Below are 24,251 nucleotides of genomic sequence, written 5' to 3' on the forward strand. Positions count from 1 at the left end.
CGTCTCGAGCGGTCGATTCGGTGACCAATTCACCGACCACTCTGTCGCCCTACCGGGCCGTCCGCGATCCGCAAAAACGAGCCGCAATGCTCGAACGGGTCCGACGGACGAATACTATCGAATCCGCCGGCTCACCGGGTATCATTCGTCCGAGTTCGCTGGCACCGGTTCCTCTTGCCCACCCTGCTCCGAATCGTTCTCGTCCGTTTCGTCCGATTCCCCGGCAGGTGATTCGCCGTCGGCCGCGCCGCCGACCGTCTTTTCGACTTCCTTGCTCACCGTCTCCTCGACCGTCTTGGTCACGTCCTCGCTGACGGTCTCCCCGACTTTTTCCGCCACGTTGTCGACTTCCTTGCTCACCGTATCGCTCACCGTCTCCTCGACTTCCTTGCTTACCGTGTCGCTCACCGTCTCCTCGACTTCCTTGCTTACCGTATCGCTCACCGTCTCTTCGACCTCTTTGCTCACCGTGTCACTTACCGTCTCCTCGACCTCTTTGCTTACCGTGTCGCTCACCGTCTCCTCGACTTCCTTGCTTACCGTGTCGCTCACCGTCTCCTCGACTTCCTTGCTTACCGTATCGCTCACCGTCTCTTCGACCTCTTTGCTCACCGTGTCGCTCACCGTCTCCTCGACGCCCTTGCTGACCGTCTCTTCGACTTCTTTACTTACCGTGTCACTGACCGTCTGTTCGACCCGCTCGGCCACTTCGGTCGTCATCCAGTCGGGATCGAACCGGGCCATCTTCCACACGACGTGGATGACGTAGGAGGCCAGTACGCCGAGGCCGAACGCCACCCCGACACCCGTCCCGACCGCGACGATGAGCGCGACCGCAGCGAAGATCATCACGCCGTACGCGAGGTCGACCAGGAAATCGACGCGTGTCGGGTTCATTGCGGACACCGTTCGAAAAATTCGGCACAACCGATTGCTACGTGCATTACCGAATGACAGTGCTCCAGCCGAAAAAACTCGTCTACTCGGCGCTGGGTTCGGAGACCGTACTACCGAGTCCGAACAGCCGTCCCGTCACAGTTCCGACGGACGGCACCCCGATCGGATCCCCCCTTCAGTCGACCGTCGATATCACGCCTGTACGATCGACCACCGCTGGGTATCGTCGCCGGTCCACTCGGACTGGTGGACGTTCGCTCCGTTCTCGGTCGACGTCCCCCCGACCGCCAGCACGAGCCCGCTGTTGACGTTCGTGACGGTGTGCGTACCGTCCTCGCGTTCCGCGAGCTCCCAGCGCTGGTTGTCGCCGCCGTGTCGCTCCCACTGGTGGACGTTCGCACCGACGGCGGTCGAGGCACCGTCGACGTCGAGGGCCTTGTGGCTGTGGACGGCGACGATCTCGTAGCGTCCGTCGTCGATCTCCTCGAGCCGCCAGCGCTGGTTCGCCTGCCCGAGATCGTCCCACTGCTGGACGTTTGCGCCGTTCTCAGGGGAGACGCCGTCGACGTCGAGTACCTTCCCGCTGTGAGCGTTGACCAGCGTGTACGTGTCGCGTCTGGCGACGGTATCGAAACCGAGCTCGAGCCCCATGTGGTCGGAAAGATAGTTCGGACTGCCGTCCTCGTCGGAGAACTCGAGGGGGTCCCCCTTCTCTCGCCAGAACGAGGCCCGTTTCATCCCGCTGACGTCGAGTTCGAACGTGTGGTCGGGTTTGGGCTCCTCGACCAGGACGTAATCGATCCGGTTCCCCGCGTCGCTGCTGTCGGCTTCGTTACAGTAGTACGGCCGGTCACCGTCGGGGTCGACGAGACAGCCCTCACCGAACGCGTCGTCGTTCGTTCCGGCGGCTCCGGGTTCCGGATCCCCGCCGTGGACCTCCCAGGCGTCGTACATCCCGAGTTCGTTCATCAGACCGACGAGGTGATCGTACTCGTCCCGTTCTCGAGCGATGTTGAAGTCGCCCATCACCATCGTGACGTTCTCGGGCCGCGCGGTCGATTCGATGAACGCGATTAGCTCCTCGACCTGATTCCCTCGCGCCTCGTACCGATCCGTCGGCGTGTCATCGCAGAACGGCAAGCCGCCGCCCGCGAACAGATGAGTCGAGTACAGATCGACGTTGCCGGGGCCGACGTTGATCTCGGTGTGCAACACCCCTTTCCGCGCGTAGTAGTCGGAATCGCACCACTCCGCGCCTTTTTCGTCGAACTCCATTTCGGTCGTGGAGACGATCAGACGGTCGGCCCTGTCGCCCGTCAGGAACGTCTGGAGGCCGCTTCCGGGCCCGACGTCGTTCCACTCCGCCGTCGGACCGACGCGGTCGCGGTGGGTAGCACCGCCCGCATCGAGCCCGTCTCGGACACCGTTCCGGAACCCGTCGCCGAAGACCTCACAGAGCCCCGCGATGTCGTAACCGTTCGCCGCCAGCGCCTCGCCGATTTCGAACGCGCGCTCGTCGGGCTCGGGCGCGCTCTCGACGGTTGCGCCGAGGATCGATACCTCGAGCAGCCACGCGTTCCACGCGAGGAGCCGGTGGTCGGGCTCTCCGGGCGGCGTCGCGCCGGCGGTCGACGAGCCGAGCGTCAGCCCCAGTAGGCCCGCGGTCGTGGCTCCCGCCCCACTGCGCAACAGGTCTCGTCGACTGCCGACGAACGGCGCATCCCCAGTATTGGTATCGTTTGCCATTATTAGAAACCGATACGTTCTTCGCCGAAATAATGTGTAGTCGTTTGGCCGGAAATAAACGGTTACTTTTCCGTACGGGTGGGTCGGACGCGGAGCGACGGCCCGCTAACCGGACCCCATCCTCGAGCGGACGCAACGTTTTGCGTCGTGACATCGTAGGACGCGGCGGATGGACGCCGAACGCTGGTGGCCGCCGTTCGTCGAGGTCGCGGCGCTCGTGTGGATCGTGCTGTTCGTCGTCGACGTCGCGGTCGCCTTCGACTTGCTCGTCGTCTCCGAGTCGCTCGCAGCGACGATTCGGAGCGTCCTCCGGTGGCTCCTCGTCGTTTTCCTCCTCGACGTCGCACTCCTCTATCGGTGGTCGGACCAGAGTCCCGGACGGTTCGTCCGCTCGAACTGGTTCCTCATCCTCACCGTGGTCCCGTGGTTCCGACCGTTTCGACTCCTCCGTATCGGCCGGTCGATCCGCGCACTGCGCCTCCTCACCGGGTCACGCCGAGTCGGCTCGTTCCTCAACAAGATCCGTCGGAAGTGTCACAGTCTGTGGCATCGACTACGCGAGTGAGGGCCGCGACGAGAGCGGCAGCCGCTCGTCGACCTGCCACCACGCGCCCCGCCCGTCGTCGGCGTCACCGACTGCCGCCGCGCGCTGGTAGTCGACGAACCGAACGTCGACGCTGACGGACCGGTCCGTCTCCGCACTCATCTCGGTCCAGAGTTCGTCCGCCAGTCCGTCGTGTTCGAGGCCGCTCGAGCGCCCCACGGTCACCGTCACCGAGACGTCGTCGCTGAACGCGCTCGCGTCGTTGTACTCGGTCGCGACGCCGGCGAGCTCCAGCGAACCGTACTCGGGGTCGTCGAGCACCGCCTGAACGTCGTCGTTTACCTGCTGTTCGAATACGAGGTGCTGGTACGTCCCGACGGCGGTCACCGCGACGACGACCAGAAACAACAAGACGATGACGGCGTACGCGCCCGTGCGGAGCGATACGGCGGCGTTCTCGCGGACGTTGCGGATGACCGACGAGCGGTAGCCCAGCGCGATGAGCGTGAGATACGCGGTGAGGTTGATGAACACGATGTTCATCAGGAGCAAGACGACCGCGCCCGCGATGACGATCGGTTCGCCCCAGGCCGTCCCGATGCCGGCCACGGCGGCGGCCGGGACGATGGCCGCGGCGACGGCGACGCCGGCGAGGGAGACGGGGAGATCGGTCGCGAGCGCGAGCGCACCGGCGAACCCGGCGAAGATGGCGATGACGAGCGTCAGGAGATTCGGCGTGACGAACGCGCCGACCTGACCGATGCGACCGATGTCCAGCGTCGGCGGGACGAACCCGCTCCGTCGCAGGAACACGCTCATCGCGATCGCACCGACGTACGCGACGACGAGCCCCGCCACTTGCGACGTGGCGCTGTCGACGACCATCTCGCGGTCGCTGATGACGGCACCCACGCTCGCGGAGAGCGTCGACCCCGCGAACGGCGCGATCACCATCGCACCCACGATGACGATGGCCGAGTCCAGCAGGAGGCCGCCGACGGCGACGATCGCGCTCGCGATCGCGAACGCGAGGTACGTCGCCGTGTCCGGCGTCAGGTCCTCCGCCCGCTCTCGGATCTCGGCGTGTGACGCGCCGCGCTCGCCTTTCGGCCCCTCGACGTAGCGGTCCGTCATCTCCTCGACGTCGGGGACGTTCGCCCGGTCGACGTCCGTGACGACGGTGTAGGTGTCTTCGCCGAGTCCGGCATCGTACAGCCGCTCGAGTACCGTCTCGACGGCCCCCGACGGGACCGGGACGTTCGCCAGACGTCCGTCGCGACGGCCGTCCGCGTCGACGAAGACGAACTGCACGTCCATCTCCGACAGCGTCTCCCGTACCGCGTCGCGGTCCTCGCTGGGAACGAAGACCTGAATGAGCCGCATACCGACCGGTCGGTACACACGCCTTTTGCTAACAGCCTACTACGGCCGATAACAGTGAGCATATGCGGGACACCGGGACGGGTCGCGTTCGTTCCGTCAGCGTCGGGAACGTTCGCGTGACGACCGGACAGGCCTCGGGAACGGGAGCGATCGAAGGGGCCGCGTCCGTCCGGTAGTCATGTCGATTTCGATGACTGTGTGTTTCGAACGAAGAGGCTTTACACCCATCTGGTGCGTTAGCTAGTTGCTATGGCCGGACTCCTACAGCGAACCGCGGAGGGAATCGACAGCCTGTCCCGATCGGTCTGGGACGACTCGAGTCAGCTCGAGAAGGCGATCATCGCCGTCGTCCTCATCGTTACCGGGGCGGCGATCCCCGTCGTTCCGATCGTCCTGATCGCCCGGTACATCGCCAACTGAGAGTGTGACAGTGCGGGCGGTTCCGCTCACAGAAACGTGTCCTCGGCACTCACGATACACAATCTATCCATAGTGACTGTGTGTAGCGCGTCTATAGACGGCGCTCGTTCTGTCACCGTTCGTCCAGTATCCGGATGCCGCGCTCCACGACTGCCTCGGTCACGAAGAGACTGGTCTCACGCTGGAGTGCGCGCATACGCGATGCTGCGTCGTCTCTGTCGAGGAATTCGCGGCCGTAACCGAGCGCGATGATGCCGATAGAACCGCGTACCTCGACGCCCGCGTCGGATGCTGCCTCTCGGGCGGCGAGGTCGTCGGTTAGGAGAACGACTCCCCGGTCTTCAGCGACTGCAATCGCGGCGCGTTCTCCGGCGTCGAGTTCTTCAGTTCCGACTCGACTTTCGTCGGCTTCGACGAGTTCGTACGAGAGGTCGGCCAATCCGTCCGGAACACCACTGGCGTCGACCTCTTTATAGACCGTCTCCGGAACGAAGAGCGTGTCAAACGTCGCGAACAGTTCGAGCGAATCGATTTCGGCGAGATGAATGAGCGGTCCCGCGTCCGAGACAGCCGCGAGCGTCACGCGTTCAAACCCCAATCGACGTCTTCCTCGACGAGCTCACGCTCTCGCTCCGCTCGCTCGACTTTCGTCCGACCGACACGTTCGATTGCTTCCTCGCGGTCGAGTTCGCCGTCGAAGTACCGCGTGAGAACGAGATCTTCCCACAGGCCCTCGAGACCGCGTTCGAGTGCCCGCTCGAATACTTCGGACTCCGGAAGGCCGCGGGCTTCAGCGATTTCTCGAACTCGATCGGAGATTTCGGCGGCCATACGGTATGATTGCTCGGCAACGTTCTTAAATCCGTGTCCGCCCGAACAGCGAGAATCCGACCGTGGTCTCTGTCTACTGTGGCCACTACCAGATTTCCCATAGACTCGCTCTCCCGTCAGAGATAGCGGCCTCGGCACTCATAGGGCTCGTCACGACCGGATGCCGAGTCCGGCTCGGAGCGGGTGCATCGTCATCGGCCACGTGACGCTACGGTGGTCGCTCCAAAGACGGTTTGGATTCGCCAGAAATTGACGCGATGCCTCGAGTTACGACCCGTGCTCCGTCGTCTCGTTCGCGAAGGCCGCGTTCCACTCGTCGATCAGGTTCTCGAGTCGCGCCGAGTTCCGGTGGGAGAACGTCCGCGGGGCGCGGTCGGTGGCCGTTCGCGGGTCCTCGGTGACGGGAGCCGAGGGGGGCGTCTGCGTGCGGGTCGAGGTTCGGTTCGGTGTCGATTCGGCGTCGGTCGTTGATTGCAGGCGTTGTGTGCTCATGTCGGTCGGGTAGTGGATATCGTCGAAAATCGGTACTCGTCGTCGGAAACGAACTCAGACTGCTACGTGTACGACCGACATCTCTACTCACCCTTTCCGGCTACTCCGTTATAAAAGTTCATGATAGATATCGGCTCTGTGGGATGGTGTCTGAAAACAAGGACCATGGTAGAAGTTGCCAAAGCACAGTGGATTGCCGACGGTGGCGAACCCGTCGAATTACAGCGGCTCGAGCCGGTATACAGTCGTCGAGCCCGTTACTAACCGACGAGTGCTCGGCAGTCCGCTCGTCCCCTCACCGACTGCCCCGATCCGATACCTTGAGAACCCGCGGTCGAGTCCCCACGCGTAACACGATGCCGAGCGACGAGCGAGACGGGGACGTCGATGAGCCGGACGTGAGCTTCGTGGTCCCGGCGCGAAACGAGGGCGACTACCTCCGGGGAACCCTCGGGAGCCTCGCCGCGCTGGACACCGACTACGCCGCCGAGGTGATCGTCGTCGACGGCGACTCGAGCGACGATACGCGGGCGATCGCCCGCGAGTACGGTGCGACCGTCCTCCAGGAAGGCGGCTCGAGCATCGCGGTCGCCCGGAATATGGGGGCCGATCGCGCGACCGGCGAGTGGCTCGCCTTCGTGGATGCGGACACGCGGGTGCGGGCGAACTACCTCACCGAACTGCTCGGCTTCGTCGAGGCGAACGGACTCGCGGCCGCGAGTTCGTACTGCCGGATCACCGGTCCCCACCGATCGGTGCTGATGGAACTCACGATCAACCACGTGTTCTCCCGGCTCGAGCGGCCGATTCTGCCGGGATTCAACTGTCTCGTCCACCGGCGGGCGTTCGAGGAGATCGGTGGCTTTCCCGAGGTGGCCAACGAGGACACGGCGTTCAGTCGAGCGCTCGCCCGTCGCCTGCCGACGGCGTACTGTCCGAACGTCCTGGTCGAGAGTTCGGGTCGGCGGATCGCCGACCAGGGGTTGACCGGAACGCTGTGGCACTACCTCTCCCTGGACGTCGAGCGCCTCCGTGCGGAGTACTGAGAACTACGCGGTGGGAAGTCAGTGCTGTCGCTACTCGAGGCGACGGTGAAAGAAGGCGGCCGATGCCGCGTTACGAGACGAACGTCAGCAGCTGGACCAGCACGCCCATCAGGAGGCCGAACGCGATGACCGTCTTCGGATCGATACGGATGGCGTTCGAGTCCTCGGAGTCGAAGTACCGGACGAGTCCGGCACTGGACATCAGCCCGCCAGTGTTCTGTCCTTTATCCATACCCGTATCTACGTCCCCCCGGAACTAAACCTTTCGACCGGCAGCGTCGTCGATCACGGCAACGTAATGGGAGTGGGAAACCCTTATGCGCAGCGCGCGGTAAGTAGCGCTGAACCGTATGACTGTCACACTCAAGGACTTCTACGCGGACTGGTGTGGCCCCTGCAAGACCCAGGACCCGATCCTCGAGGAGCTCGAGGACGACTGGGCGGGCCGATTCGAAGTCGAGAAAGTAAACGTCGACGAACAGCAAGATGTCGCCAACGAGTACCAGGTTCGATCGCTGCCGACTCTCATCATCGAGAACGACGACGGCATCGTCGAGCGCTTCGTCGGCGTCACCCAGCGCGACGACATCGAGGACGCCCTCGAGTCCGCCGGCGCGTAACACCGTCGCATCTTCTCCCGATTTACGCTCGACCAGCGAGAGCGGTAGCAATCCCGACTCGAATGGCCCCTCGAGCGACAGCGCCGGCGAAAACGGGATCGGTCGAAACGGGACCCGTCGCTCACCTCGAGTCGGTATCGCCTAGATCCACTTCACGCCCACGTCGTGCATGTCCTCGTTGTACTTCGCGATGTTGATGACCAGCGGCGTGACGCTCTCGACTTCGGCCGCGTTGGCCAGCGGGCCGGCCTCGAGCGCGCGCAGCCCGTCGATCTCGTTCGCGACCGACAGGACGGTGTCTCCGGCGTCGTCGTCGTCCGCGACGACGAGCGTGTCGAGATCGAGGTCGTTCTCGAGGTTCGACAGGGCGTCGGCGGCGAGGTTGTGGAAGGCACCGACGACCGGTACGTCGTCGGGGGCTCGCCCGGCGACGAGCTGGGTGACGCTGCCTGCCTCGGGCGGATGGTAGTGGAGCCCGTCCTGGTCGCCCTGCATGCCGACGGCGGGCGTGACGAGGATCGAGTCCGCGTCGAGGCTGTCGGCGACCGCTTCGACGGTGTCGCCGACGTAGTACGGCGGAACGCTCAGAATGACGATATCCGCCCGATCGGCCGCCATCTCGTTGCCGAAGCCCTTGATGTCGACCTCGTCGGTGCGGTCCGCGAGCTCGTCCTCGTAGTCCGCGACCGCGTCGCGGGCCTTCTCGGGATCCCGCGACCCGATGAGGATCTCGTGGTTCGTATCGCGTGCAAACCGCAGCGCGAGTCCCTCGCCGATATCGCCGGTGCCGCCGAGTAGTGCAATTCGCATACCCGCCTCTCCGGACGGCACCCGAATAAAAGGGCCGGAGATCGGCCGATATCGCCGGGTTCTCGGACGGCGTCGACGAACCGTCTCGGACTCTCGGATCCACCGGACATCTGACGCTCGCCGAGTAGTTCTCGAGTTCAAAGCCCGCGTTCAGGGCGCGTCGTCCTCGGTCGGGTTCATCGCCGACCCCAGACCGCTGTCGTACGCGTCGCGCTCTTCGACCTCGCGAATCCGCTGCTCGAGCCGCGTCTCCACTTCCTGCCGCCGGTCCTCGTCGACGTCAGGGTTGTTCGACAGATCACGGACGTCCTGGCGGGCGGTCCGCAACACGGCGACGGCTTCCTCGGTCTCGAGGTCGGCCGCGCGATCGAGCGCGCGCTCGACGTCCGCGAGCGTGGTCTCTGTCATAGCGGCCCTTCCGCGGGAACACGGATCAACGACCGGCCGGAAAGCGCCACGTCGGCGGCTCGAGTCCGTCGCCGGGGCTTCCGTTACCCGGCCGGTCATACGGTACCGGACGAGAGGCCGGTGGCGTCCCGGAGCCGCTGGTTCGGGGCGCTCGCCGTTCGGGGCACGTAAGTACCGCCTGCATGCTCACCGGACATCTTGATACGGCGAATCGTATTGAGGATGTGTTGAATATGGATTTCGTCGCGTCTCCGAGTCGTCACTGGCGGCGTTTCACGACCGTTACTGACCGCGTTCGGGGAGACGACGACACCGAGCCGTGGCGGCCGGCTCGGGGAGGAGGTGGTCTCCGAATATGAGTGATTTCCCGCCGCGGACGACGATCAAGCGGTGGCTGGTGACGACCAACCACAAGGACGTCGGCGTCCTCTATCTGGGGACGGCGCTGTTCTTCCTCGTCGCCGGCGGCGTCCTCGCACTGCTGTTCCGCGCCCACCTGTGGGAGGCCGGCGGCACCGGGCTGCTCGGCAACACCGAGTACAATCAGTCGGTCTCGATCCACGGCCTCCTGATGGTGTTCTGGTTCCTCTCCCCGTTCGGGTTCGGCTTCGCGAACTACTTCGTCCCCTTACAGATCGGGGCGAAGGATCTGGCGTTCCCGCGGCTGAACGCGTTGAGTTACTGGTTTTACCTGTTCTCGGGCGTTCTCGTCTTGCTCTCGTTCTTCCAGGGAGTCACGTGGGCCAACGGCTGGTACATGTACGCGCCGCTGAACGTCCCGATCTACAACCCCGGCTACACGCTGACGATGGGTGGGAACACGACCATCCTCGCACTGACCCTGTTCGTCATGTCGGTCACCCTCGGCTCGGTGAACTTCCTCACGACGATCCACCGCTGCCGTGCGGAAGGCATGGGCCTCTGGAACATGCCGCTGTTCACGTGGAGCATCCTGCTGACCGTCTGGATGATGCTGTTCGCCTTCGCGGCGCTGCTTGCGGCACTCATCCTCCTGTTGACCGACCGCCTCCTGCTGACCCAGTACTACTCCTCGACGGCGGAGGGCTCGAGCCTCCTGTGGGGTCACCTGTTCTGGTTCTTCGGGCATCCGGAGGTCTACATCGTCTTCTTCCCGTCGCTGGGGATCATGTTCGAGACGTTCCAGACCTTCTGCGGCCGACGCCTCGTCGGCCGGAAGTGGGTCATCATCGCGATGGTCCTCGTCGCGGTGCAGTCGTTCCTCGTCTGGATGCACCACATGTTCCTGACGACGATCAATCTCCCCATCAAGACGCTCTTCATGGCGACGACGATCGGCATCTCGCTGCCCTTCGACCTGATGGTCTTCTCGCTGATCTACACGATGCTCAAGGGGCGGGTGCGCTTTACCACCCCCTTCCTGTTCAACCTCGGCGCGCTCGTCCTGTTCATCATCGGCGGCATTACCGGCGTCTTCCTCGGTGCCGTCGTACTGGACTACTCGTTCCGCGGGACCTACTGGGTCGTCGCCCACTTCCACTACGTGATGGTCGCGGGCGTCACCGCACTGATCGGCGGACTCTACTACTGGTGGCCGAAGATCACCGGGAAGATGTACTCCGAGCGACTCGGGAAGCTCAGCTTCGCCGTCTACTTCGTCGGCTTCAACCTGCTGTACTTCCCGATGTTCATCGTCTGGGAGACGCCGCGTCGCGTCTTCCACTACGGGGAGGGCGCACAGCTCTACCACCAGGCGGCGACCGTCGGGGCGTACGTGCTCGCCCTCTCGGTCCTGCTCGTCTTCGTCACCCTCGCGAAGAGTTACGCCACGGGTCCCGACGCGCCCGATAACCCGTGGGCGTACTCGCGGACCGCCGAGTGGGCGACCACCTCACCGCCCCCGCTCGAGAACTGGCCGAGCCGCCCCAGCTACGCCAGCGGGAAACTCGAGTTCGTCGACGATTCGACCGCCACCGACGGCGGTGCGGCCGCACACGAGCGCGTCGGCGAAGCCGAGTCGCTCGAGGGAGACCACGAGGATCACGCGAGCATCTGGCCCCTCGGTATCGGGTTCGGCATGTTCGTCACGTTCCTCGGACTGTCGGGGATGACCCCCTACGTCGCCGAGTTCGCCACCGCGCGCGGCGCGGAGGTGTCGGGCGTCGGCTCGACCAACGTCCTCTATCCGGTGCTCTCGCTCGTCGGCGTCGGGATCCTCGGGTTCACGCTCTTCGAATACGGCCGCGAGCGGTTCAACGCGCCCCAGATGGCCATCGCCGAGCGCTGGCCGTTCGAGGGCGTCGGCACGACCAAGACCGGCGTCTGGATCTTCCTGGCCTCGGACGTCGTCGTCTTCGGGGCCGTCATCGGCGCGTACGTCTTCTTGCGACTTCATACCGGCTGGGGAGAGATCGAGCCCGTGCCGCCGTCGGAGATCATCGGTCTCGTCAACACCTACGTCCTCCTGACCTCGAGTTTCACGGTCGTCCTCGCGCTGGTGATGGCCGAACGGGAGCACAAGGGCGGGCTGCTGGCGTCGATGGGAGCCACCCTGCTACTCGGGTTCACGTTCCTCGGCGTCAAGGGCTACGAGTGGAGTCAGGAGTTCGCCCACGACATCTACTGGTTCACCGACCTCGAGTACTCGATGTACTTCGTGACGACCGGCCTTCACGCCCTCCACGTCATCCTCGGGCTGCTCATCGCCGGGTTCATGCTCTACCGCATCGCGGCCGTCGACGCCTACCTCCGGGACAGTCGACCCGTCGAGTTCTTCGGGCTCTACTGGCACTTCGTCGACATCGTCTGGGTGATCCTGTTCCCGCTGTTCTACCTCGTGTAGCGCGGTCGATGCCGTTTTTCCGCACGCGGTGAGCGAAGAGACCTCGAGGCGATCCGCCGATCGGAGGAGATCAACCGAATACAAGGAGATCCCCGTCGAACGAGGCGTATGGAACTCTCGAGCATCGTCGATCGACTCGACGAGGAGTTGCGAACCGCCGACTACGCCGACCTCGACGCCAGCGCGAACGGGCTGCAGGTCGGCCCGGAGGAGGCCGAGATCGAACGCGTCGCGGTCGCCGTCGACGGGGTCCGTGAGACGTTCGACCGCGCGATCGAGGCCGACGCCGATCTGCTCGTCGTCCACCACGGGCTCTCGTGGGGCGGCTTCGACCGCGTGACCGGCCGGACCTACGACCGGATCGCCCCGCTGATCGAGCACGACCTCGCGCTGTACGTCTCCCACCTCCCGCTGGACGGCCACCAGAAGCTGGGCAACGCCGCCGGCGTCGCCGACCTGCTCGACCTCGAAGATCGGGAGCCCTTCGGCGAACTCGGTCCCGAGTACATCGGGCAGCGCGGAACGGCGGCCGATCCATACGATCCCGAGGAGCTGCGCCAGCGCCTCGAGACGGATCTCGAGACCGGCGGCCAGCCGGTCCAGCACCTCGCGTTCGGCCCGGACGAGATCGAGGACGTCGCGATCGTCACCGGCAGCGGCATCGACTGGCTCGACGAGGCCGTCGCCGCTGATGCGGACGCGCTGGTGACCGGCGAGGGGAAGGGGAAAGCCTACCACGAGGCCCAGGAGGCCGGTATTCACGTGTTCCTCGCGGGCCACTACGCGACGGAGACGTTCGGCGTGCGGGCGCTGCAGGAGCGAGTGGAAGAGTGGGGGCTCGAGACGACGTTCCTCGATGTGCCGACCGGGCTGTAAGCGGGGCTGGTCCCGATCGGTGTCGAGGATCGTCTCGTACTCGTCGATCGGGCGGCGATTTACGCGGGCTGAACTCGCAAGGGAATGGTCTATGTTAGCATATAACGTGAGACTGGGCGGGTGGGAGAGAATGGCAACAACCACGGGAGACCCGAAAGCCCTCGTCACCGAGTACGCGGAAATTTGGAACGATCAGGAGTTCGAACGGTTCTCGGATACCGTGGCCGACTCGTTCACCTTCACGTCCCCGACCAGCGGGACGATACGGGGCCGCGAAAACGTCGAAGCGTACGCCCGCGACGTCGCGGCGGCGTTTCCCGACTTCGAGATAACCGTCCACGAGATGCTCGCGGGCGAGAATCTAGTTATGACCGAAAGTACGATCTCGGGCACTCACGAGGGAGCGTTCGACGGGATCCCGGCGACCAACGAAACCGTCGAGATCCGAGACATGGCGAAGTTCGTCGTCGAAGACGGCAAACTGCAGGACGAGCATACGTTCTTCGACCGACACGAGTTTCTCGGCCAGCTCGGACTCCTCGAGGAGTGAGGCCGTCGGTTCTTTCGATCGCCGTCCCCGGTATCGAGAGCGTCGCGGGAGAATCGGCTGCGGACGAGATCCGTCACCAGAACTCGCGAAGCGCCGAGGGGCAGTAACGACCCTCGAGAACGCACCGCTGCGCGCTCGGATAACCGAGGGGAAGCGAACCGCGGCGTTCAAACCGCTGGCTCGCGGATACGAGGACATGACCGAGGATCACGACCACGAGGGAGACGGCCACCACGACCCCGATCGGGACACCTTCTCGCACGATCCCGTCGGCCACGCGGAGGTCCGAGCCGGAATGACCGTCGGCGAGCTCGCGGACGAGTACGGCAACGCGGGCGTCGGCGCGGCGGACCTCCACGAGGCCGTCGACGTGACCGAGGCGATGTTCGACGACGACGTGACCGTCTTCTTCGGCCTCGCGGGCGCGATGGTTCCGACGGGAATGCGCGCGATCGTCGCCGACCTGATCCGGGACGGCTACATCGACGTGCTGGTCACGACCGGCGCGAATCTCACTCACGATTCGATCGAGGCCATCGGCGGGAAACACCACCACGGCGCGGCCCACGCCGAGGGGAAGACCGAACGCGAACACGACGAGACGCTCCGAGACGAGGGCGTCGACCGTATCTACAACGTCTACCTGCCACAGGAGTTCTTCGCGACCTTCGAGTCGCACCTGCGCGAGGAGGTCTTTCCAGTGCTCGAGGAGGAGGGCGTCGTCCCCATCCAGCGACTCACGGAGGAACTCGGCCGCGCGAACGCCGAGATCAACGAGCGCGAGGACGTCGACGAGGACGCCGGCATCGCCGCTGCAGCATACGAGAACGACGTACCGATCTACTGTCCCGCGATTCAGGACTCCGTGCTCGGCCTGCAGGCCTGGATGTACTCCCAGACCTCGGACTTCTCGCTGGACGCGCTGGCGGACATGACCGGCCTCACCGACATCGCCTACGACACCGAGGAAGCCGGCGCGTTCGTCGTCGGCGGCGGCGTCCCCAAGAACTTCACCCTGCAGACGATGCTCGTCACCCCCGGCGCGTACGACTACGCCGTCCAGCTAACCATGGACCCCAAACAGACCGGCGGCCTCTCCGGCGCGACGCTGGACGAAGCCCGCTCGTGGGGCAAACTCGAGACGGACGCCGACAACGTCTCCGTCTACGCCGACGCGACGATCACGCTGCCGCTCGTGGTCGCCGCGGCTCGAGAACGGCTGGAAAATCGATCCTAACCCCGACAGCACCCGCTGGCGTCCAGTCGACTCGGATCGTTCGACCACTGGATGCCCTCGAACGGTCGCAAATCTCTATTGAAACTGTATCGGTTGACTCGGTAACTACAGATACGAACGTATCTGCGGTAGCATGGGTTCTACATCGTTCCGCCGCTTTTATCGGGTTTTGGATCCGTGATTTTTACCGAATCTCCGTTTCGCACTTGAACGGCACATCCCTCGTGGGTGAATTCCACAGATACATCCGATGAGACACGCTGTGAATGTCGCATCAGTTCGTTCAGCGCCTCCGAGTTGATACTATCGTATAGCGGATCAAGGTCACATTCAGGAGTTCCCTGTACAGCGGAAATTCCTCGTATTACAGTCTGTACTATGGATTCCTTTGGTTGTTCTTCTACAAGGATTACCGATCCGCCGTCTGCGGCTACCTGATGTGGATTATAGTAGTCCATTTAATAGTAAAATCGATTATAGCCGTATCAGATCTTTCCCTTGACATACAGGCTGTGATTTTCTGGGTGAACGTCTCTCAGACAGTGAGCGGTACATCTATCACCTGTACTTGCCGCGGGTTTCACATCCAACTCTGAGCGAAAAGCTGTACTACCAACTACTACTAACAAATCGTATGGTAGCCAAATTTTCACGCTAAACTGGCCAATCGACGTGCGATGGCGCGCGCTGTCCGCGAGGCGCGACCATCGGGAGCGCCTCGGAAGCGAACGGAGAGCAAAGCGATCCGTGAGCAGACCGATCGAGCGATAGTGAGGGCGGCTGATATCACTGCGCGAGGGATGAGCGAACGAACGGAGTGAGTGAGCGGTAGCGCGGAACCGCAGGTTCCGCGAACCATCCGAACGGGCGCTGCGCGCCCGTGAGGAGAAATCGGCTGGGGAGGGCGTGGCGATTCCGTGGTGCCACGGTAGCAGAACGCTCGCTTCACCCGTATTCCAGTTACAGAGAGTTCGACACGTTCGGGACTGCTCGAGCCACGACCGGAGAACTACCGACCGAAATCGGATAGATACGGTCCCGTTTGCATTAGTTATAAGTCGATCCGCGAGAACGTTCAATCGGAGCGAGTCTCCGAACGTGTGAACGGAGGGGGCTGCATCGAAACGCCCCGGGTGTCCAAGCACCCGAGGCTCGCTTCCAAACCCGAGAGGGTCTCGAAGCATGACCGCATACATCCTACCGGGATATAAACGTCCCGCACGACAGTGGAATCAACCCTCACAACCAGCGACAGCGCCCGATCGCGGGGACCGCCCGTATCGCCGCCGGAGGCTCCAATGAGCGACGAGCGCGCCGACCCCACGAGCAGCGAGCCGTCCGCCCCCACCGACGACGTGCCGTACTCGCTCGAGCGGGCGCGGGAGCGCTTCGACCCCGCACTCCCCGACTGCCCCCTCTGTGGCACCCCCATCTGGGCCGTCTCGGTTATCGGCCCGCTCGAGGCCAGCGCCGCCCCCTGCGGCTGTACGGTCACGCCCGGTCTCCTCGAGACCGACCGCGAGTACTGACTCGCGGGGGATCGTCGCGGCTCGAGGGCGGGCTCGAGTCCCGACGGACAGTCGGGTATCCGACGGTAGTCGGTCGGGAGTAGGGGGGCCACCACCGTTCGACCACCGCGATCCTCGCGGCGACCGCTGCTGTCGGATAGTCGGTCCGGAATCGGGATTGAACCGAATTGGGGGTCCGAGTATGGTAGCGCCGTCCGGTTCGGACGAATTGAACCGGGTACTCGAGACGGACGAGAGAGACGGAACGCGTTCTGCTACCGTGGCACCACGGAATCGCCACGCCCTCCCCAGCCGATTTCTACTCACGGACGCTTCGCGTCCGTTCGGATGGTTCGCGGGACCATCGGTCCCGCGCTAACGCTCGGTCGCGTCGCTCCCTCGCTCATCCACAGGAAGACGCGGAGCGTCTTCCTCGCCTTCGTTCACAAGTTCACGAAGACCTCGCACGGTATCGAGCCGCGGTTCACTCGCCGTTCACCGCGGCGCAGCGTGCGCCACCGCACGGTGGTAATCAGTCAACGGAGCGACGGCGTTCCGTGTCCATCCGGTCGGCCAACCGATAGCGTATGCTAGAAACCGTGCGACGGGCTGTCTCTCGTTTCAATCAGCCTACTTTTCATCCATTAGCAAAAACGTTCGTCCGTGACTGCGATCGTCTTCGATCTGGACGGGACGCTGCTCTGCACCGACCGAGCGTACCGCGACGTACTGGCGAGCGCGATCGCGGAGGTTCGCGGAGACGCTCCCGACGAATGGCTCGAGGCCTACGACGAGACGTTCTTCGAGCTGTTTTCGGCCTGCGAACCCGACCCCGTACGGCGGGCCTTCGGGCGGATCGACGGCTGTTCCGATCCGGAAGCGTACGCGAACGCGCTCCGCGAGGCGGAAATCGAGTCGCTGTCCCCGCCGGAAACCGTTCACGACGACCTCGAGCGATTGGCCGAATCGTTCGAGCTCGGGGTGCTCACGAACGGCGTTCGCGAGTGGCAGCTGGCGAAGCTTCGAGCATACGACCTCGAGACGTATTTCGACGCGATCGTCGCTTCCTACGAAGTCGGTTCGCACAAGCCGGACGCGGCACCGTATCGGGCGCTCGAGGAGCGACTGCCGGCGGATCGGTACGGGATGGTCGGGGATAGCGAGGGCGACGTCGACGGGGCGAAGAACGCCGGTTGGTCCGCGTACCGGTACGATGGCGGTGGCTTCGCTCCTCTCCCCGCGGGACTCTTTCAGTACTGATCCCCGACGAGCGCCTCCGTTACGGAACTGCGTCAGTACGTCTCATACGATGCCGAGCCGATATCGATCCGAACGAGCGTGTTGTCGGCGTACGCCTCGGCGTCCGCGTCGTACTTCTCGTTGATCCGGCGACGAGCCGCCGCGGTCTCCGCCGCGTCGTCGACGACCGTCGCGGTGCCAAGCAGCGTCACCATCCACTCGGTCCGCCCGGCCTCGTCTTTCTGTACCGAGAGGGCGACCTGCGGATTCTCCCTGATATTCGCCAGCTTCCGGCCCGTCGTCACGATCTCGACGATCCCGTCGGCGTACCGGTACCAGACCGGCGCGACGTGGGGCCGCCCGTCCACGCTGGTCGCCAGATGCGCCATCAGCGGCTCGCTCTCGAGCAGTCGTGCCGCGCGGGATGGGACCGTCACGATACCGTTCCGGACGGCGATCGCAAAAAACGATGCCCATGCACTGACAGCCGTTGACAGTCGGATCAGGGGGATCGTCCTCGAGTGCCGTCGCTTCGACGGCGAGAGGCGAGCGCGCCACTGTCTCCACGGACCGAGTTCGGACGACACGACCCAGCGGACGCCTTCATTTCGCCCCCGAATACCATATTCCAAAGACTTTTGGTAGTCTCTCATACACTTCTCGTATGCGTTATAAGGTCATTGCGGCGCTGGCTACCCTGTGGTTGCTCGCGATGCCGTCCGTCGTGGCGGCTCAGACGGGAATCGACTGGATCTCCGGCGATTACCCGACGTACCAGGTGATGGCCGTCGAGTTCGCGGTGACGACGGGAGTCGGACTCGGGATCTTCGCGTTCTTTCCCGACTGGGGACACCAGGCGGTTCGGACGGCCCGGCAGAGTACCGTGTTCTCGTTCGTCGTTGGAATTCCCGGCGTGCTTTCCATCTGGGTGCTCTGGCTGGCATCGCTCGCCCTGATCGCGACGGTCGTCGGAATGATCGTCGGGGTCCCCCTCGCGGTATTCTCGTTCGTGTTCGATGTGGTGTGGGAGACCGTCGGATACGTCGCCGTCGGAACCGTTCTCGGCGCACGCCTCTGGACGGACAACGTGTGGCTCGGCTGCTTCGTCGGTGGAGTCCTGAGCGCCGTTCTGGTACCGATACCGTACCTCGGAACCCTGATCGGGATCCTCGTCGCGATGCTCGGCATCGGTGCCAGCCTCCGCGTGACGCTCGGCGCCGGCGGCGTCGACAGTCGCGAGCGATCGGTTCCGCCCGCTCACCGGACGTGACTCGGACGGCCTCTCGGTTCTGTCGCGATTCCCACTGTGGGTCTCGACACCGGTGACGCGGGCCGAGGTATCCCGTTGCACTCGAGAGTCGACGTCTCATCGCGGGCGGTCGCGGACTTCGCTCTCGAGTAGCCACACTGCTTATTACGCCGTCTTCCGTTTGCGCTACGTATTCAGGAGGTTCTATGACTGGGCCGACCGCCACACCGGCCGAAGCCGCTCCCAGCGGACGAGCCATTACGGTGATCTTCGTCGGCGAGGGCGGGACGGCCGACGACGCGATTCCGAACGCACTCGAGCGGGCGAGCGACCGCCTGACGGTCGAGAACGTTACCGACGAGGCCGCGGTGCGCGAGCGCGTTCGGACGGGACGCGCGGACTGTCTCGTGAGCCGACCGTCGGCGGCGGACCCCGATCACTGTCCGTTTCTCGAGCTGGTCCGGACGGAAGACCCGCAGCTACCGCTCTTCTTCGTCACCGACGGCCGGGACGAAGCGACTGCGAGCGACCTGCTCGAGGCCGGCGCGACGGGCTGCGTCTCCGAATCGGTCGCGCTCGACGGGACCCGGCTCGCGACGCGAATCGAGCGGGCGATCGAACGGCGAACGGAGCGACGAGACCTCGAGGCGGCGGCGACCCGGTTTCGAGCGTTCACCGAGAACGCCTCGTTCGTCGTCCTCACGGCTGACGACGACGGCGTCGTCCGGTACGCGAACGACACCGTCGAGACGGTCCTCGGGTACGAGCCGACCGAACTCGTCGGGGAGCGTCTCACCACGTTGATTCCGGACCGGTACCAGAACCGACACCGCGAGGCGATCGCGCGCTATCTGGAGACCGGGGAGCGGGGGCTCGATTGGGACTGGATCGAACTGTCCGCTCGCCACGCCGAGGGCCACGAGGTCCCGGTCGGGATCTCGTTCGGCGAGGCCGTCGTCGACGGTGATCACCTCTTTACCGCCGTCATCAGGGACGTTACGGACCGCAAGCGCCTCGAACGCGAACGCGAGGCCACCCTCGAGCGGATCGCCGACGCCTTCGTTTCGGTCGACACCGACTGGAAGTACACCTACGTCAACGAGCAGGCGGTCGAACTCTTCGACCGGCCCCGCGAGGAACTCATCGGGGCGAAGATGCGGTCGGTGTTCCCCGCCATCGTCGACAGCGAGATCGAGCGCCAGCTCGAACGAGCCGTCGCCGACCAGACCGCCGTCAGCTTCACCGAGTACGCCGGCCCCCTCGAGAAGTGGCTGGAGATTCGGGCGTACCCGTCCGAGGACGGCCTCTCGATCTTCGTTACCGACGTCTCCGACCGGATTCGGGCCGAGGAGGAACTCGAGGCGAGCGTCACGGCGCTGCAAGCGCTGTACGATATCTCGACGAGAACCGACGCGTCGCTCGAAGAGAAGCTCCCGGACCTGCTCGACCTCGGCTGCGAGTACCTGGACCTCTCCTACGGATTCATGACCCGGATCGATCTCGACGAGCGCACGCAGACCGTCGTCGAGTCTCGGAGCGATCATCCGCTCCTCCAGCGGGGAGAATCCTGTCCGCTCTCCGAGGCCTACTGTCGGAAGACGATCAAGACCCACGAGCTCGTCACCGTGGCGAACGCACCCGACGAGGGGTGGACCGGCGATCCCGCCTACGAGCTGTTCGAACTCGGCAGCTACGTCGGCGCGAAGGTGACCGTCGACGGCACCATCTGGGGCACCCTCTGTTTCGCCTCGAGCGACCCCCGCGAGGGCGACGGCTTCTCCGCCGCCGAACGATCGCTGGTCAAGCTGATGGCCAAGTGGGTCAGTTACGAGACCGAACGCGCCCAGTCCCGCGAGACCCTCGAGCGGCAGAACGATCGGCTCCAGGAGTTCACGAGCGTCGTCAGTCACGACCTGCGGAACCCCCTGAACGTCGCCCAGGGATCGCTGGAACTCGCTCGAGCGGGCGACCGGTCCCAGCTCGAGGCCTGCGAGGAGGCCCTCGACAGGATGGAGACGCTGATCGAGGAGTTGCTCAGGCTGGCCGAACAGGGGGCGACGACGGCCGACGGCGAGCCGGTCTCGGTCCGCGAGCTCGCGACCAAGGCCTGGACGACGGTCGACACCGGCGACGCCGCCCTCGACGTCGAGGGGGAGCCCTGGATCGAGGCCGATCCCGACCGGTTCCGGCAGCTACTCGAGAACCTGTTCCGAAACGCCCTCGATCACGGGATCCCCGACGGCGGTACCAGCGCCGATCTGACAGTGTCCGTCGGTGACTGCGAGGACGGAATCTACGTCGCGGACACCGGGCGCGGGATTCCCCCGGACGAGCGCGAGGAGGTCTTCGACGTCGGCTACACCACGGCCGAAGACGGGACCGGGTTCGGGCTCGGCATCGTCACGCGGGTCGCCGAGGCCCACGGCTGGGACCTCGCGGTAACGGAAAGCGAGTCCGGCGGCGCTCGCTTCGAGCTGACCGGCGTCGCTCGACCGCGCGAGGGTCGCTGATCCCGTGGCGCGAAGCTTTTTACTGCACCGTCCATATCCGCGGCCATGTCACTGACTGCGGGCGTCGTCGCGGTTCAGGGCGACGTCGAGGAACACGCCGCCGCCATCGAACGCGCCGCGGCGGCCCGCGGCCGCGAGGTCACGGTCCGCGAGATCCGCGACTCGGGAATCGTCCCGGACTGCGACCTGCTGGCGATGCCCGGCGGCGAGTCGACGACCATCTCCCGACTGCTCCACAGCGAGGGGATCGCCCCCGAGGTTCGGGAGCACGTCGCCGCCGGCAAACCCCTCCTCGCCACCTGTGCCGGCCTGATCGTCGCCTCGAGCGACGCCGGCGACGACCGGGTCGAGGAACTCGGACTGCTCGACGTCACGGTCGAGCGAAACGCCTTCGGCCGCCAGAAGGACAGCTTCGAAGCGCCGCTCGACGTCGCGGGCCTCGACGAGCCGTATCCGGCGGTCTTCATTCGCGCACCGGCCATCGACGACGTCGCCAGCGGGGACGCCGAGGTGCTGGCGTCGTGGGACGGTCGCCCGGTCGCCGTGAAACAGGGACCGGTCGTCGGCACCGCCTTCCACCCGGAACTGACCCCCGATAGCCGCATCCACGGGCTGGCCTTCTTCCGGAACGACGACGCCGACGTCCCAGCGGGCGAGCGGGCGCGGTAATCTGCACTGCGCGGTGAGAACTGCCCCGCGCGGTGAGACGGACTCGATCACCGCTCGAGGGCGGACCGAAGCCGGCGACTGTTTTATCTCGTCCCGCGGCGTGGACTGGGCGTACATGTCGAGCGAACACGACGCGGCCGATTACGAGGTGACCGCCAGCGACGAGACGACCCACAGCGCCTGGGACAATAGCCTCGAGCCGGTGCAAACGGTCGAGCCCGGCGACGTCGTCTGCTTCACCTGCGAGGACTCGACGGGCGGACAGCTCGGCCCTGACTCGACGGTCGCCGACGTCGCCGAGCTCGATATCGACCGAGTCCACACGCTGACCGGGCCCGTCGCGATCGAGGGCGTTCGACCGGGCGACGTCCTCGAGGTCGAACTGCTCGCGGTCGATCACCAGGGGTGGGGGTACACGCTGGTCCTCCCGGGCGAGGCGGAACTGGGCGTCCTGGCCGACGAGTTTCCGGAGCCGGCGCTGTACGTCTGGGAGTTCGAGGGCGGCGACGACGGCGACGTCGCTCGGTTCGCGAACGGCATCGAGGTGCCGCTCGATCCGTTCCCCGGCATCATGGGCGTCGCGCCCGCCGAAGACGGCACGCACGAGACGTTCCCGCCGCGGTCGGTCGGCGGGAATATGGACATCAAACAGCTCACGGCGGGCTCGACGCTGTATCTGCCCGTCGCGGTCGACGGGGCGCTGTTCAGCGTCGGCGACGGTCACGCCGCCCAGGGCGACGGCGAAGTCTGCGGGACCGGCATCGAGGCACCGATGACCGTCACCTGTCGATTCGACCGCCGAACGGACCTGTCGATCGACCAGCCCCAGTTCGAGACCGCCGGACCGTTTACCCCGACCGGTCGGGACGAGCCGATGTACGGCACGACGGGGATCGCGGACGACCTGCTGACCGCGACCAGAGCGGCCGTCCGGAACATGATCGACCACCTCGTCGACGAGCGCGGACTCGAGCGGAGCGAGGCCTACGTCCTGTGTTCAGTGGCCGTCGACCTGAAGATAAACGAGGTGGTCAACGCCCCGAACTGGGTCGTCTCCGCGTACCTCCCGGAAAGCCTCTTTCCGGCGGACCGGCGTCGGTCGACGTGACGGGGCGGGACCGACACAGTGGGTCCGACCGGTGGTAGGCATATATTCGTCGGCACCGTATCGGAGACATGTACCAGTATCGAGCCACTGAGCCGTCGGGCGATCGACGCGAGGTGAGCCCCGCGGACGGCGAGCGGACGGGAACGCGATGACGGACGCGCGGCCGCGGGACGGTCACGACGACGGATCGAACGAGAACGAGTCGCCGGAGGCGCTTCCCGAGGGCCTCGCGCGACGGCTCTTCGACGCGTGTCCGGTCGGAACCGTCGTGATCGATTCGGCGGGTAGCGTCGCCTTCGCGAACGAACGCGCCTCGGAGGCGCTCGGACTCCCGCGCGAGGAGATCGTCGGCCGACCGTTCGATCCCTCCGAGTGGGCCGTCTCCTACGACGACGGAACGCCGGTCCCCGTGGACGACCACCCCGTCACGCGCGTCTTCGAGACGGGAACACCCCAGTTCGGGTTCGAACACTGGATCGAACTCCCGAACGGAGCCGAACGGTGGTTCTCGAGCAACGCCGCACCCCTGTTCGACGAGAGCGGCGGCGTCGAGTACGCCGTCGTCGCGTTCGAGGACGTGACGTCGTTGAAGCGACGCGAGAAGCGCCTGACCAGCGACCACGTCAGACTGCTCGAGTTCCGCACGGACGAGTCGGCGGTCCCGCCCTCGATCCGGGTCGACGACGGCGAAACGCGGATCGAAATCGACTCCGTCGTCTCGCTGCCGGACGGAACGACCGTCCAGTACATGGGAACGTCGGACCTCGCTGCGAGCGACTTCGTCACCGCCGTCGAAGAGGTCCCCCACTACCTCGACGTGCGGTTGCTCAGTTCGGTCGGCGGTCACAACCGAGTCGAAGCGCACTCGGAATCGGAGACGGTCGCCCACGTGTTCTCGTCGCTCGGCGGTCGCCCCCGCGAGATCGTCGTCGCGCCCGACGAAGTCAGGTTCCGCGGCGAACTCCCCGGCGACGTGGACCACCGGAAGGCCGCGGACGGGATTCGGCGGTTCCACGACACCGTCGAACTGGTGTCCGAGGAACTCGTCTACTCGCCCTCGCTCCTGTACGATATCGTCGCCGATGCGCTCACCGACCGGCAGTTGGCCACGCTCGATGCCGCCTACTTCAGCGGGTACTTCGACACGCCGCGGTCGAGCACCGGTGACGAGCTGGCAGACCGGTTTGGCGTCACCCGCCAGACGTTCAACCAGCACCTCCGCAAGGCGGAGCAGACCGTCTTCCAGCACCTCTTCGAGAAGTCCGGCGCGGACGCTGACTAGTCAGT

General features: G+C 65.1%; 26 protein-coding genes. 15 read left to right on the forward strand and 11 right to left on the reverse strand.

The features are described 5' to 3' along the window. Nucleotides 1-141: 141 nt before the first annotated feature. Together NDI89_RS05080 and NDI89_RS05085 are read right to left on the reverse strand one after the other, a co-directional pair. On the reverse strand, nt 142-897 hold the full coding sequence (locus NDI89_RS05080; RefSeq protein ID WP_277520418.1) for a hypothetical protein: 756 nt from the start codon (nt 895-897) through the stop codon (nt 142-144). Between the two features lie 192 nt (nt 898-1,089). Then, the gene (locus tag NDI89_RS05085; RefSeq protein WP_277520419.1) at nt 1,090-2,643 is read right to left on the reverse strand and encodes an RICIN domain-containing protein; all 1,554 of its coding nucleotides are present in this window, start codon (nt 2,641-2,643) and stop codon (nt 1,090-1,092) included. 169 nt (nt 2,644-2,812) lie between these two features. Here NDI89_RS05085 and NDI89_RS05090 point away from each other — a divergent pair, with 169 nt between their 5' ends. Next, complete coding sequence (locus tag NDI89_RS05090; RefSeq protein WP_277520420.1) at nt 2,813-3,208, forward strand: hypothetical protein; 396 nt, start codon at nt 2,813-2,815, stop codon at nt 3,206-3,208. Here NDI89_RS05090 and NDI89_RS05095 read toward each other — a convergent pair. Then, nucleotides 3,197-4,570, reverse strand: a complete 1,374-nt coding sequence (locus NDI89_RS05095) for a DUF389 domain-containing protein (protein ID WP_277520421.1) — start codon at nt 4,568-4,570, stop codon at nt 3,197-3,199. The genes NDI89_RS05090 and NDI89_RS05095 overlap by 12 nt on opposite strands. A gap of 249 nt (nt 4,571-4,819) precedes the next feature. Between NDI89_RS05095 and NDI89_RS05100 the strand changes: the two genes are divergently transcribed. Next, nucleotides 4,820-4,990 carry a hypothetical protein gene (locus tag NDI89_RS05100; RefSeq protein WP_226004529.1) on the forward strand — a complete coding sequence of 57 codons (171 nt, stop codon included), beginning with the start codon at nt 4,820-4,822 and terminating at the stop codon, nt 4,988-4,990. A gap of 112 nt (nt 4,991-5,102) precedes the next feature. Here the strand turns inward: NDI89_RS05100 and NDI89_RS05105 are convergent, their stop codons facing one another. The 3 genes from NDI89_RS05105 to NDI89_RS05115 form a co-directional block, all read right to left on the reverse strand. Further along, complete coding sequence (locus NDI89_RS05105; protein ID WP_345781964.1) at nt 5,103-5,573, reverse strand: PIN domain-containing protein; 471 nt, start codon at nt 5,571-5,573, stop codon at nt 5,103-5,105. Beyond that, nucleotides 5,570-5,821, reverse strand: coding sequence for a hypothetical protein (locus NDI89_RS05110; protein WP_277520423.1), 252 nt, complete (start codon nt 5,819-5,821; stop codon nt 5,570-5,572). Before NDI89_RS05110 ends, NDI89_RS05105 begins: the two co-directional genes overlap by 4 nt. Before the next feature lie 267 nt (nt 5,822-6,088). Continuing rightward, a complete protein-coding gene (locus tag NDI89_RS05115; protein ID WP_277520424.1) occupies nt 6,089-6,313 on the reverse strand; it encodes a hypothetical protein in 225 nt (74 codons plus the stop codon). Between the two features lie 356 nt (nt 6,314-6,669). Between NDI89_RS05115 and NDI89_RS05120 the strand changes: the two genes are divergently transcribed. Beyond that, complete coding sequence (locus NDI89_RS05120; RefSeq protein ID WP_277520425.1) at nt 6,670-7,359, forward strand: glycosyltransferase; 690 nt, start codon at nt 6,670-6,672, stop codon at nt 7,357-7,359. A gap of 70 nt (nt 7,360-7,429) precedes the next feature. On the opposite strand, the gene NDI89_RS05125 is transcribed toward NDI89_RS05120, so the two are convergent. Next, on the reverse strand, nt 7,430-7,591 hold the full coding sequence (locus NDI89_RS05125) for a preprotein translocase subunit Sec61beta (protein ID WP_226004533.1): 162 nt from the start codon (nt 7,589-7,591) through the stop codon (nt 7,430-7,432). A gap of 118 nt (nt 7,592-7,709) precedes the next feature. Here NDI89_RS05125 and NDI89_RS05130 point away from each other — a divergent pair, with 118 nt between their 5' ends. After that, complete coding sequence (locus NDI89_RS05130) at nt 7,710-7,979, forward strand: thioredoxin family protein (RefSeq protein ID WP_277520426.1); 270 nt, start codon at nt 7,710-7,712, stop codon at nt 7,977-7,979. 141 nt (nt 7,980-8,120) lie between these two features. Here the strand turns inward: NDI89_RS05130 and npdG are convergent, their stop codons facing one another. Both npdG and NDI89_RS05140 read right to left on the reverse strand, forming a co-directional pair. Continuing rightward, nucleotides 8,121-8,789, reverse strand: a complete 669-nt coding sequence (npdG, locus tag NDI89_RS05135) for an NADPH-dependent F420 reductase (RefSeq protein ID WP_277520427.1) — start codon at nt 8,787-8,789, stop codon at nt 8,121-8,123. A 150-nt stretch (nt 8,790-8,939) separates the two neighbouring features. After that, nucleotides 8,940-9,197, reverse strand: coding sequence for a hypothetical protein (locus NDI89_RS05140; protein WP_277520428.1), 258 nt, complete (start codon nt 9,195-9,197; stop codon nt 8,940-8,942). Between the two features lie 355 nt (nt 9,198-9,552). Between NDI89_RS05140 and NDI89_RS05145 the strand changes: the two genes are divergently transcribed. From NDI89_RS05145 to NDI89_RS05160, 4 genes are all read left to right on the forward strand, one after another. Then, nucleotides 9,553-12,018, forward strand: a complete 2,466-nt coding sequence (locus NDI89_RS05145; protein ID WP_277520429.1) for a cbb3-type cytochrome c oxidase subunit I — start codon at nt 9,553-9,555, stop codon at nt 12,016-12,018. A gap of 108 nt (nt 12,019-12,126) precedes the next feature. Next, on the forward strand, nt 12,127-12,894 hold the full coding sequence (locus tag NDI89_RS05150; protein WP_277520430.1) for a Nif3-like dinuclear metal center hexameric protein: 768 nt from the start codon (nt 12,127-12,129) through the stop codon (nt 12,892-12,894). 130 nt (nt 12,895-13,024) lie between these two features. Beyond that, nucleotides 13,025-13,444: an ester cyclase gene (locus NDI89_RS05155; protein WP_277520431.1), complete on the forward strand. Its 420-nt coding sequence runs from the start codon at nt 13,025-13,027 to the stop codon at nt 13,442-13,444. A gap of 196 nt (nt 13,445-13,640) precedes the next feature. Beyond that, nucleotides 13,641-14,681, forward strand: a complete 1,041-nt coding sequence (locus NDI89_RS05160; RefSeq protein WP_277520432.1) for a deoxyhypusine synthase — start codon at nt 13,641-13,643, stop codon at nt 14,679-14,681. 140 nt (nt 14,682-14,821) lie between these two features. Here the strand turns inward: NDI89_RS05160 and NDI89_RS05165 are convergent, their stop codons facing one another. Further along, the gene (locus NDI89_RS05165; RefSeq protein ID WP_277520433.1) at nt 14,822-15,139 is read right to left on the reverse strand and encodes a HalOD1 output domain-containing protein; all 318 of its coding nucleotides are present in this window, start codon (nt 15,137-15,139) and stop codon (nt 14,822-14,824) included. An 840-nt stretch (nt 15,140-15,979) separates the two neighbouring features. On the opposite strand from NDI89_RS05165, the gene NDI89_RS05170 reads away from it, so the two are divergent. Further along, the gene (locus NDI89_RS05170) at nt 15,980-16,210 is read left to right on the forward strand and encodes a hypothetical protein (protein ID WP_277520434.1); all 231 of its coding nucleotides are present in this window, start codon (nt 15,980-15,982) and stop codon (nt 16,208-16,210) included. Between the two features lie 642 nt (nt 16,211-16,852). After that, the gene (locus tag NDI89_RS05175; protein WP_277520435.1) at nt 16,853-17,449 is read left to right on the forward strand and encodes an HAD family hydrolase; all 597 of its coding nucleotides are present in this window, start codon (nt 16,853-16,855) and stop codon (nt 17,447-17,449) included. Nucleotides 17,450-17,481: 32 nt separating this feature from the next. On the opposite strand, the gene NDI89_RS05180 is transcribed toward NDI89_RS05175, so the two are convergent. Continuing rightward, complete coding sequence (locus NDI89_RS05180) at nt 17,482-17,865, reverse strand: pyridoxamine 5'-phosphate oxidase family protein (protein ID WP_277520436.1); 384 nt, start codon at nt 17,863-17,865, stop codon at nt 17,482-17,484. A 227-nt stretch (nt 17,866-18,092) separates the two neighbouring features. Here NDI89_RS05180 and NDI89_RS05185 point away from each other — a divergent pair, with 227 nt between their 5' ends. From NDI89_RS05185 to NDI89_RS05205, 5 genes are all read left to right on the forward strand, one after another. Beyond that, a complete protein-coding gene (locus tag NDI89_RS05185) occupies nt 18,093-18,698 on the forward strand; it encodes a DUF8173 domain-containing protein (RefSeq protein WP_277520437.1) in 606 nt (201 codons plus the stop codon). A 185-nt stretch (nt 18,699-18,883) separates the two neighbouring features. Continuing rightward, the gene (locus NDI89_RS05190) at nt 18,884-21,187 is read left to right on the forward strand and encodes a PAS domain S-box protein (protein ID WP_277520438.1); all 2,304 of its coding nucleotides are present in this window, start codon (nt 18,884-18,886) and stop codon (nt 21,185-21,187) included. Nucleotides 21,188-21,232: 45 nt separating this feature from the next. Next, nucleotides 21,233-21,856 carry a pyridoxal 5'-phosphate synthase glutaminase subunit PdxT gene (gene pdxT, locus NDI89_RS05195; RefSeq protein ID WP_277520439.1) on the forward strand — a complete coding sequence of 208 codons (624 nt, stop codon included), beginning with the start codon at nt 21,233-21,235 and terminating at the stop codon, nt 21,854-21,856. Between the two features lie 115 nt (nt 21,857-21,971). After that, nucleotides 21,972-22,964 (forward strand): acetamidase/formamidase family protein, encoded by a 993-nt coding sequence (locus tag NDI89_RS05200; protein ID WP_277520440.1) that lies wholly within the window; start codon nt 21,972-21,974, stop codon nt 22,962-22,964. A gap of 148 nt (nt 22,965-23,112) precedes the next feature. Next, a complete protein-coding gene (locus NDI89_RS05205; RefSeq protein WP_277520441.1) occupies nt 23,113-24,246 on the forward strand; it encodes a bacterio-opsin activator domain-containing protein in 1,134 nt (377 codons plus the stop codon). The last annotated feature ends 5 nt before the right edge of the window (nt 24,247-24,251 follow it).

The organism is Natrinema salsiterrestre, from assembly GCF_029502005.1.
Lineage (GTDB): Archaea > Halobacteriota > Halobacteria > Halobacteriales > Natrialbaceae > Natrinema > Natrinema salsiterrestre.

Coding starts and splice junctions, on each gene's coding strand:
- NDI89_RS05120 (WP_277520425.1), top strand. CDS start 6,670: ATGCCGAGCGACGAGCGAGACGGGGACGTCGATGAGCCGGACGTGAGC.
- NDI89_RS05205 (WP_277520441.1), top strand. CDS start 23,113: ATGACGGACGCGCGGCCGCGGGACGGTCACGACGACGGATCGAACGAG.
- NDI89_RS05115 (WP_277520424.1), bottom strand. CDS start 6,313: ATGAGCACACAACGCCTGCAATCAACGACCGACGCCGAATCGACACCG.
- NDI89_RS05190 (WP_277520438.1), top strand. CDS start 18,884: ATGACTGGGCCGACCGCCACACCGGCCGAAGCCGCTCCCAGCGGACGA.
- NDI89_RS05095 (WP_277520421.1), bottom strand. CDS start 4,570: ATGCGGCTCATTCAGGTCTTCGTTCCCAGCGAGGACCGCGACGCGGTA.
- NDI89_RS05185 (WP_277520437.1), top strand. CDS start 18,093: ATGCGTTATAAGGTCATTGCGGCGCTGGCTACCCTGTGGTTGCTCGCG.
- NDI89_RS05090 (WP_277520420.1), top strand. CDS start 2,813: ATGGACGCCGAACGCTGGTGGCCGCCGTTCGTCGAGGTCGCGGCGCTC.
- NDI89_RS05125 (WP_226004533.1), bottom strand. CDS start 7,591: ATGGATAAAGGACAGAACACTGGCGGGCTGATGTCCAGTGCCGGACTC.
- NDI89_RS05155 (WP_277520431.1), top strand. CDS start 13,025: ATGGCAACAACCACGGGAGACCCGAAAGCCCTCGTCACCGAGTACGCG.
- NDI89_RS05080 (WP_277520418.1), bottom strand. CDS start 897: ATGAACCCGACACGCGTCGATTTCCTGGTCGACCTCGCGTACGGCGTG.
- NDI89_RS05140 (WP_277520428.1), bottom strand. CDS start 9,197: ATGACAGAGACCACGCTCGCGGACGTCGAGCGCGCGCTCGATCGCGCG.
- NDI89_RS05100 (WP_226004529.1), top strand. CDS start 4,820: ATGGCCGGACTCCTACAGCGAACCGCGGAGGGAATCGACAGCCTGTCC.
- NDI89_RS05145 (WP_277520429.1), top strand. CDS start 9,553: ATGAGTGATTTCCCGCCGCGGACGACGATCAAGCGGTGGCTGGTGACG.
- npdG (WP_277520427.1), bottom strand. CDS start 8,789: ATGCGAATTGCACTACTCGGCGGCACCGGCGATATCGGCGAGGGACTC.
- NDI89_RS05085 (WP_277520419.1), bottom strand. CDS start 2,643: ATGGCAAACGATACCAATACTGGGGATGCGCCGTTCGTCGGCAGTCGA.
- NDI89_RS05200 (WP_277520440.1), top strand. CDS start 21,972: ATGTCGAGCGAACACGACGCGGCCGATTACGAGGTGACCGCCAGCGAC.
- NDI89_RS05150 (WP_277520430.1), top strand. CDS start 12,127: ATGGAACTCTCGAGCATCGTCGATCGACTCGACGAGGAGTTGCGAACC.
- NDI89_RS05165 (WP_277520433.1), bottom strand. CDS start 15,139: ATGGACTACTATAATCCACATCAGGTAGCCGCAGACGGCGGATCGGTA.
- NDI89_RS05160 (WP_277520432.1), top strand. CDS start 13,641: ATGACCGAGGATCACGACCACGAGGGAGACGGCCACCACGACCCCGAT.
- NDI89_RS05110 (WP_277520423.1), bottom strand. CDS start 5,821: ATGGCCGCCGAAATCTCCGATCGAGTTCGAGAAATCGCTGAAGCCCGC.
- NDI89_RS05130 (WP_277520426.1), top strand. CDS start 7,710: ATGACTGTCACACTCAAGGACTTCTACGCGGACTGGTGTGGCCCCTGC.
- pdxT (WP_277520439.1), top strand. CDS start 21,233: ATGTCACTGACTGCGGGCGTCGTCGCGGTTCAGGGCGACGTCGAGGAA.
- NDI89_RS05170 (WP_277520434.1), top strand. CDS start 15,980: ATGAGCGACGAGCGCGCCGACCCCACGAGCAGCGAGCCGTCCGCCCCC.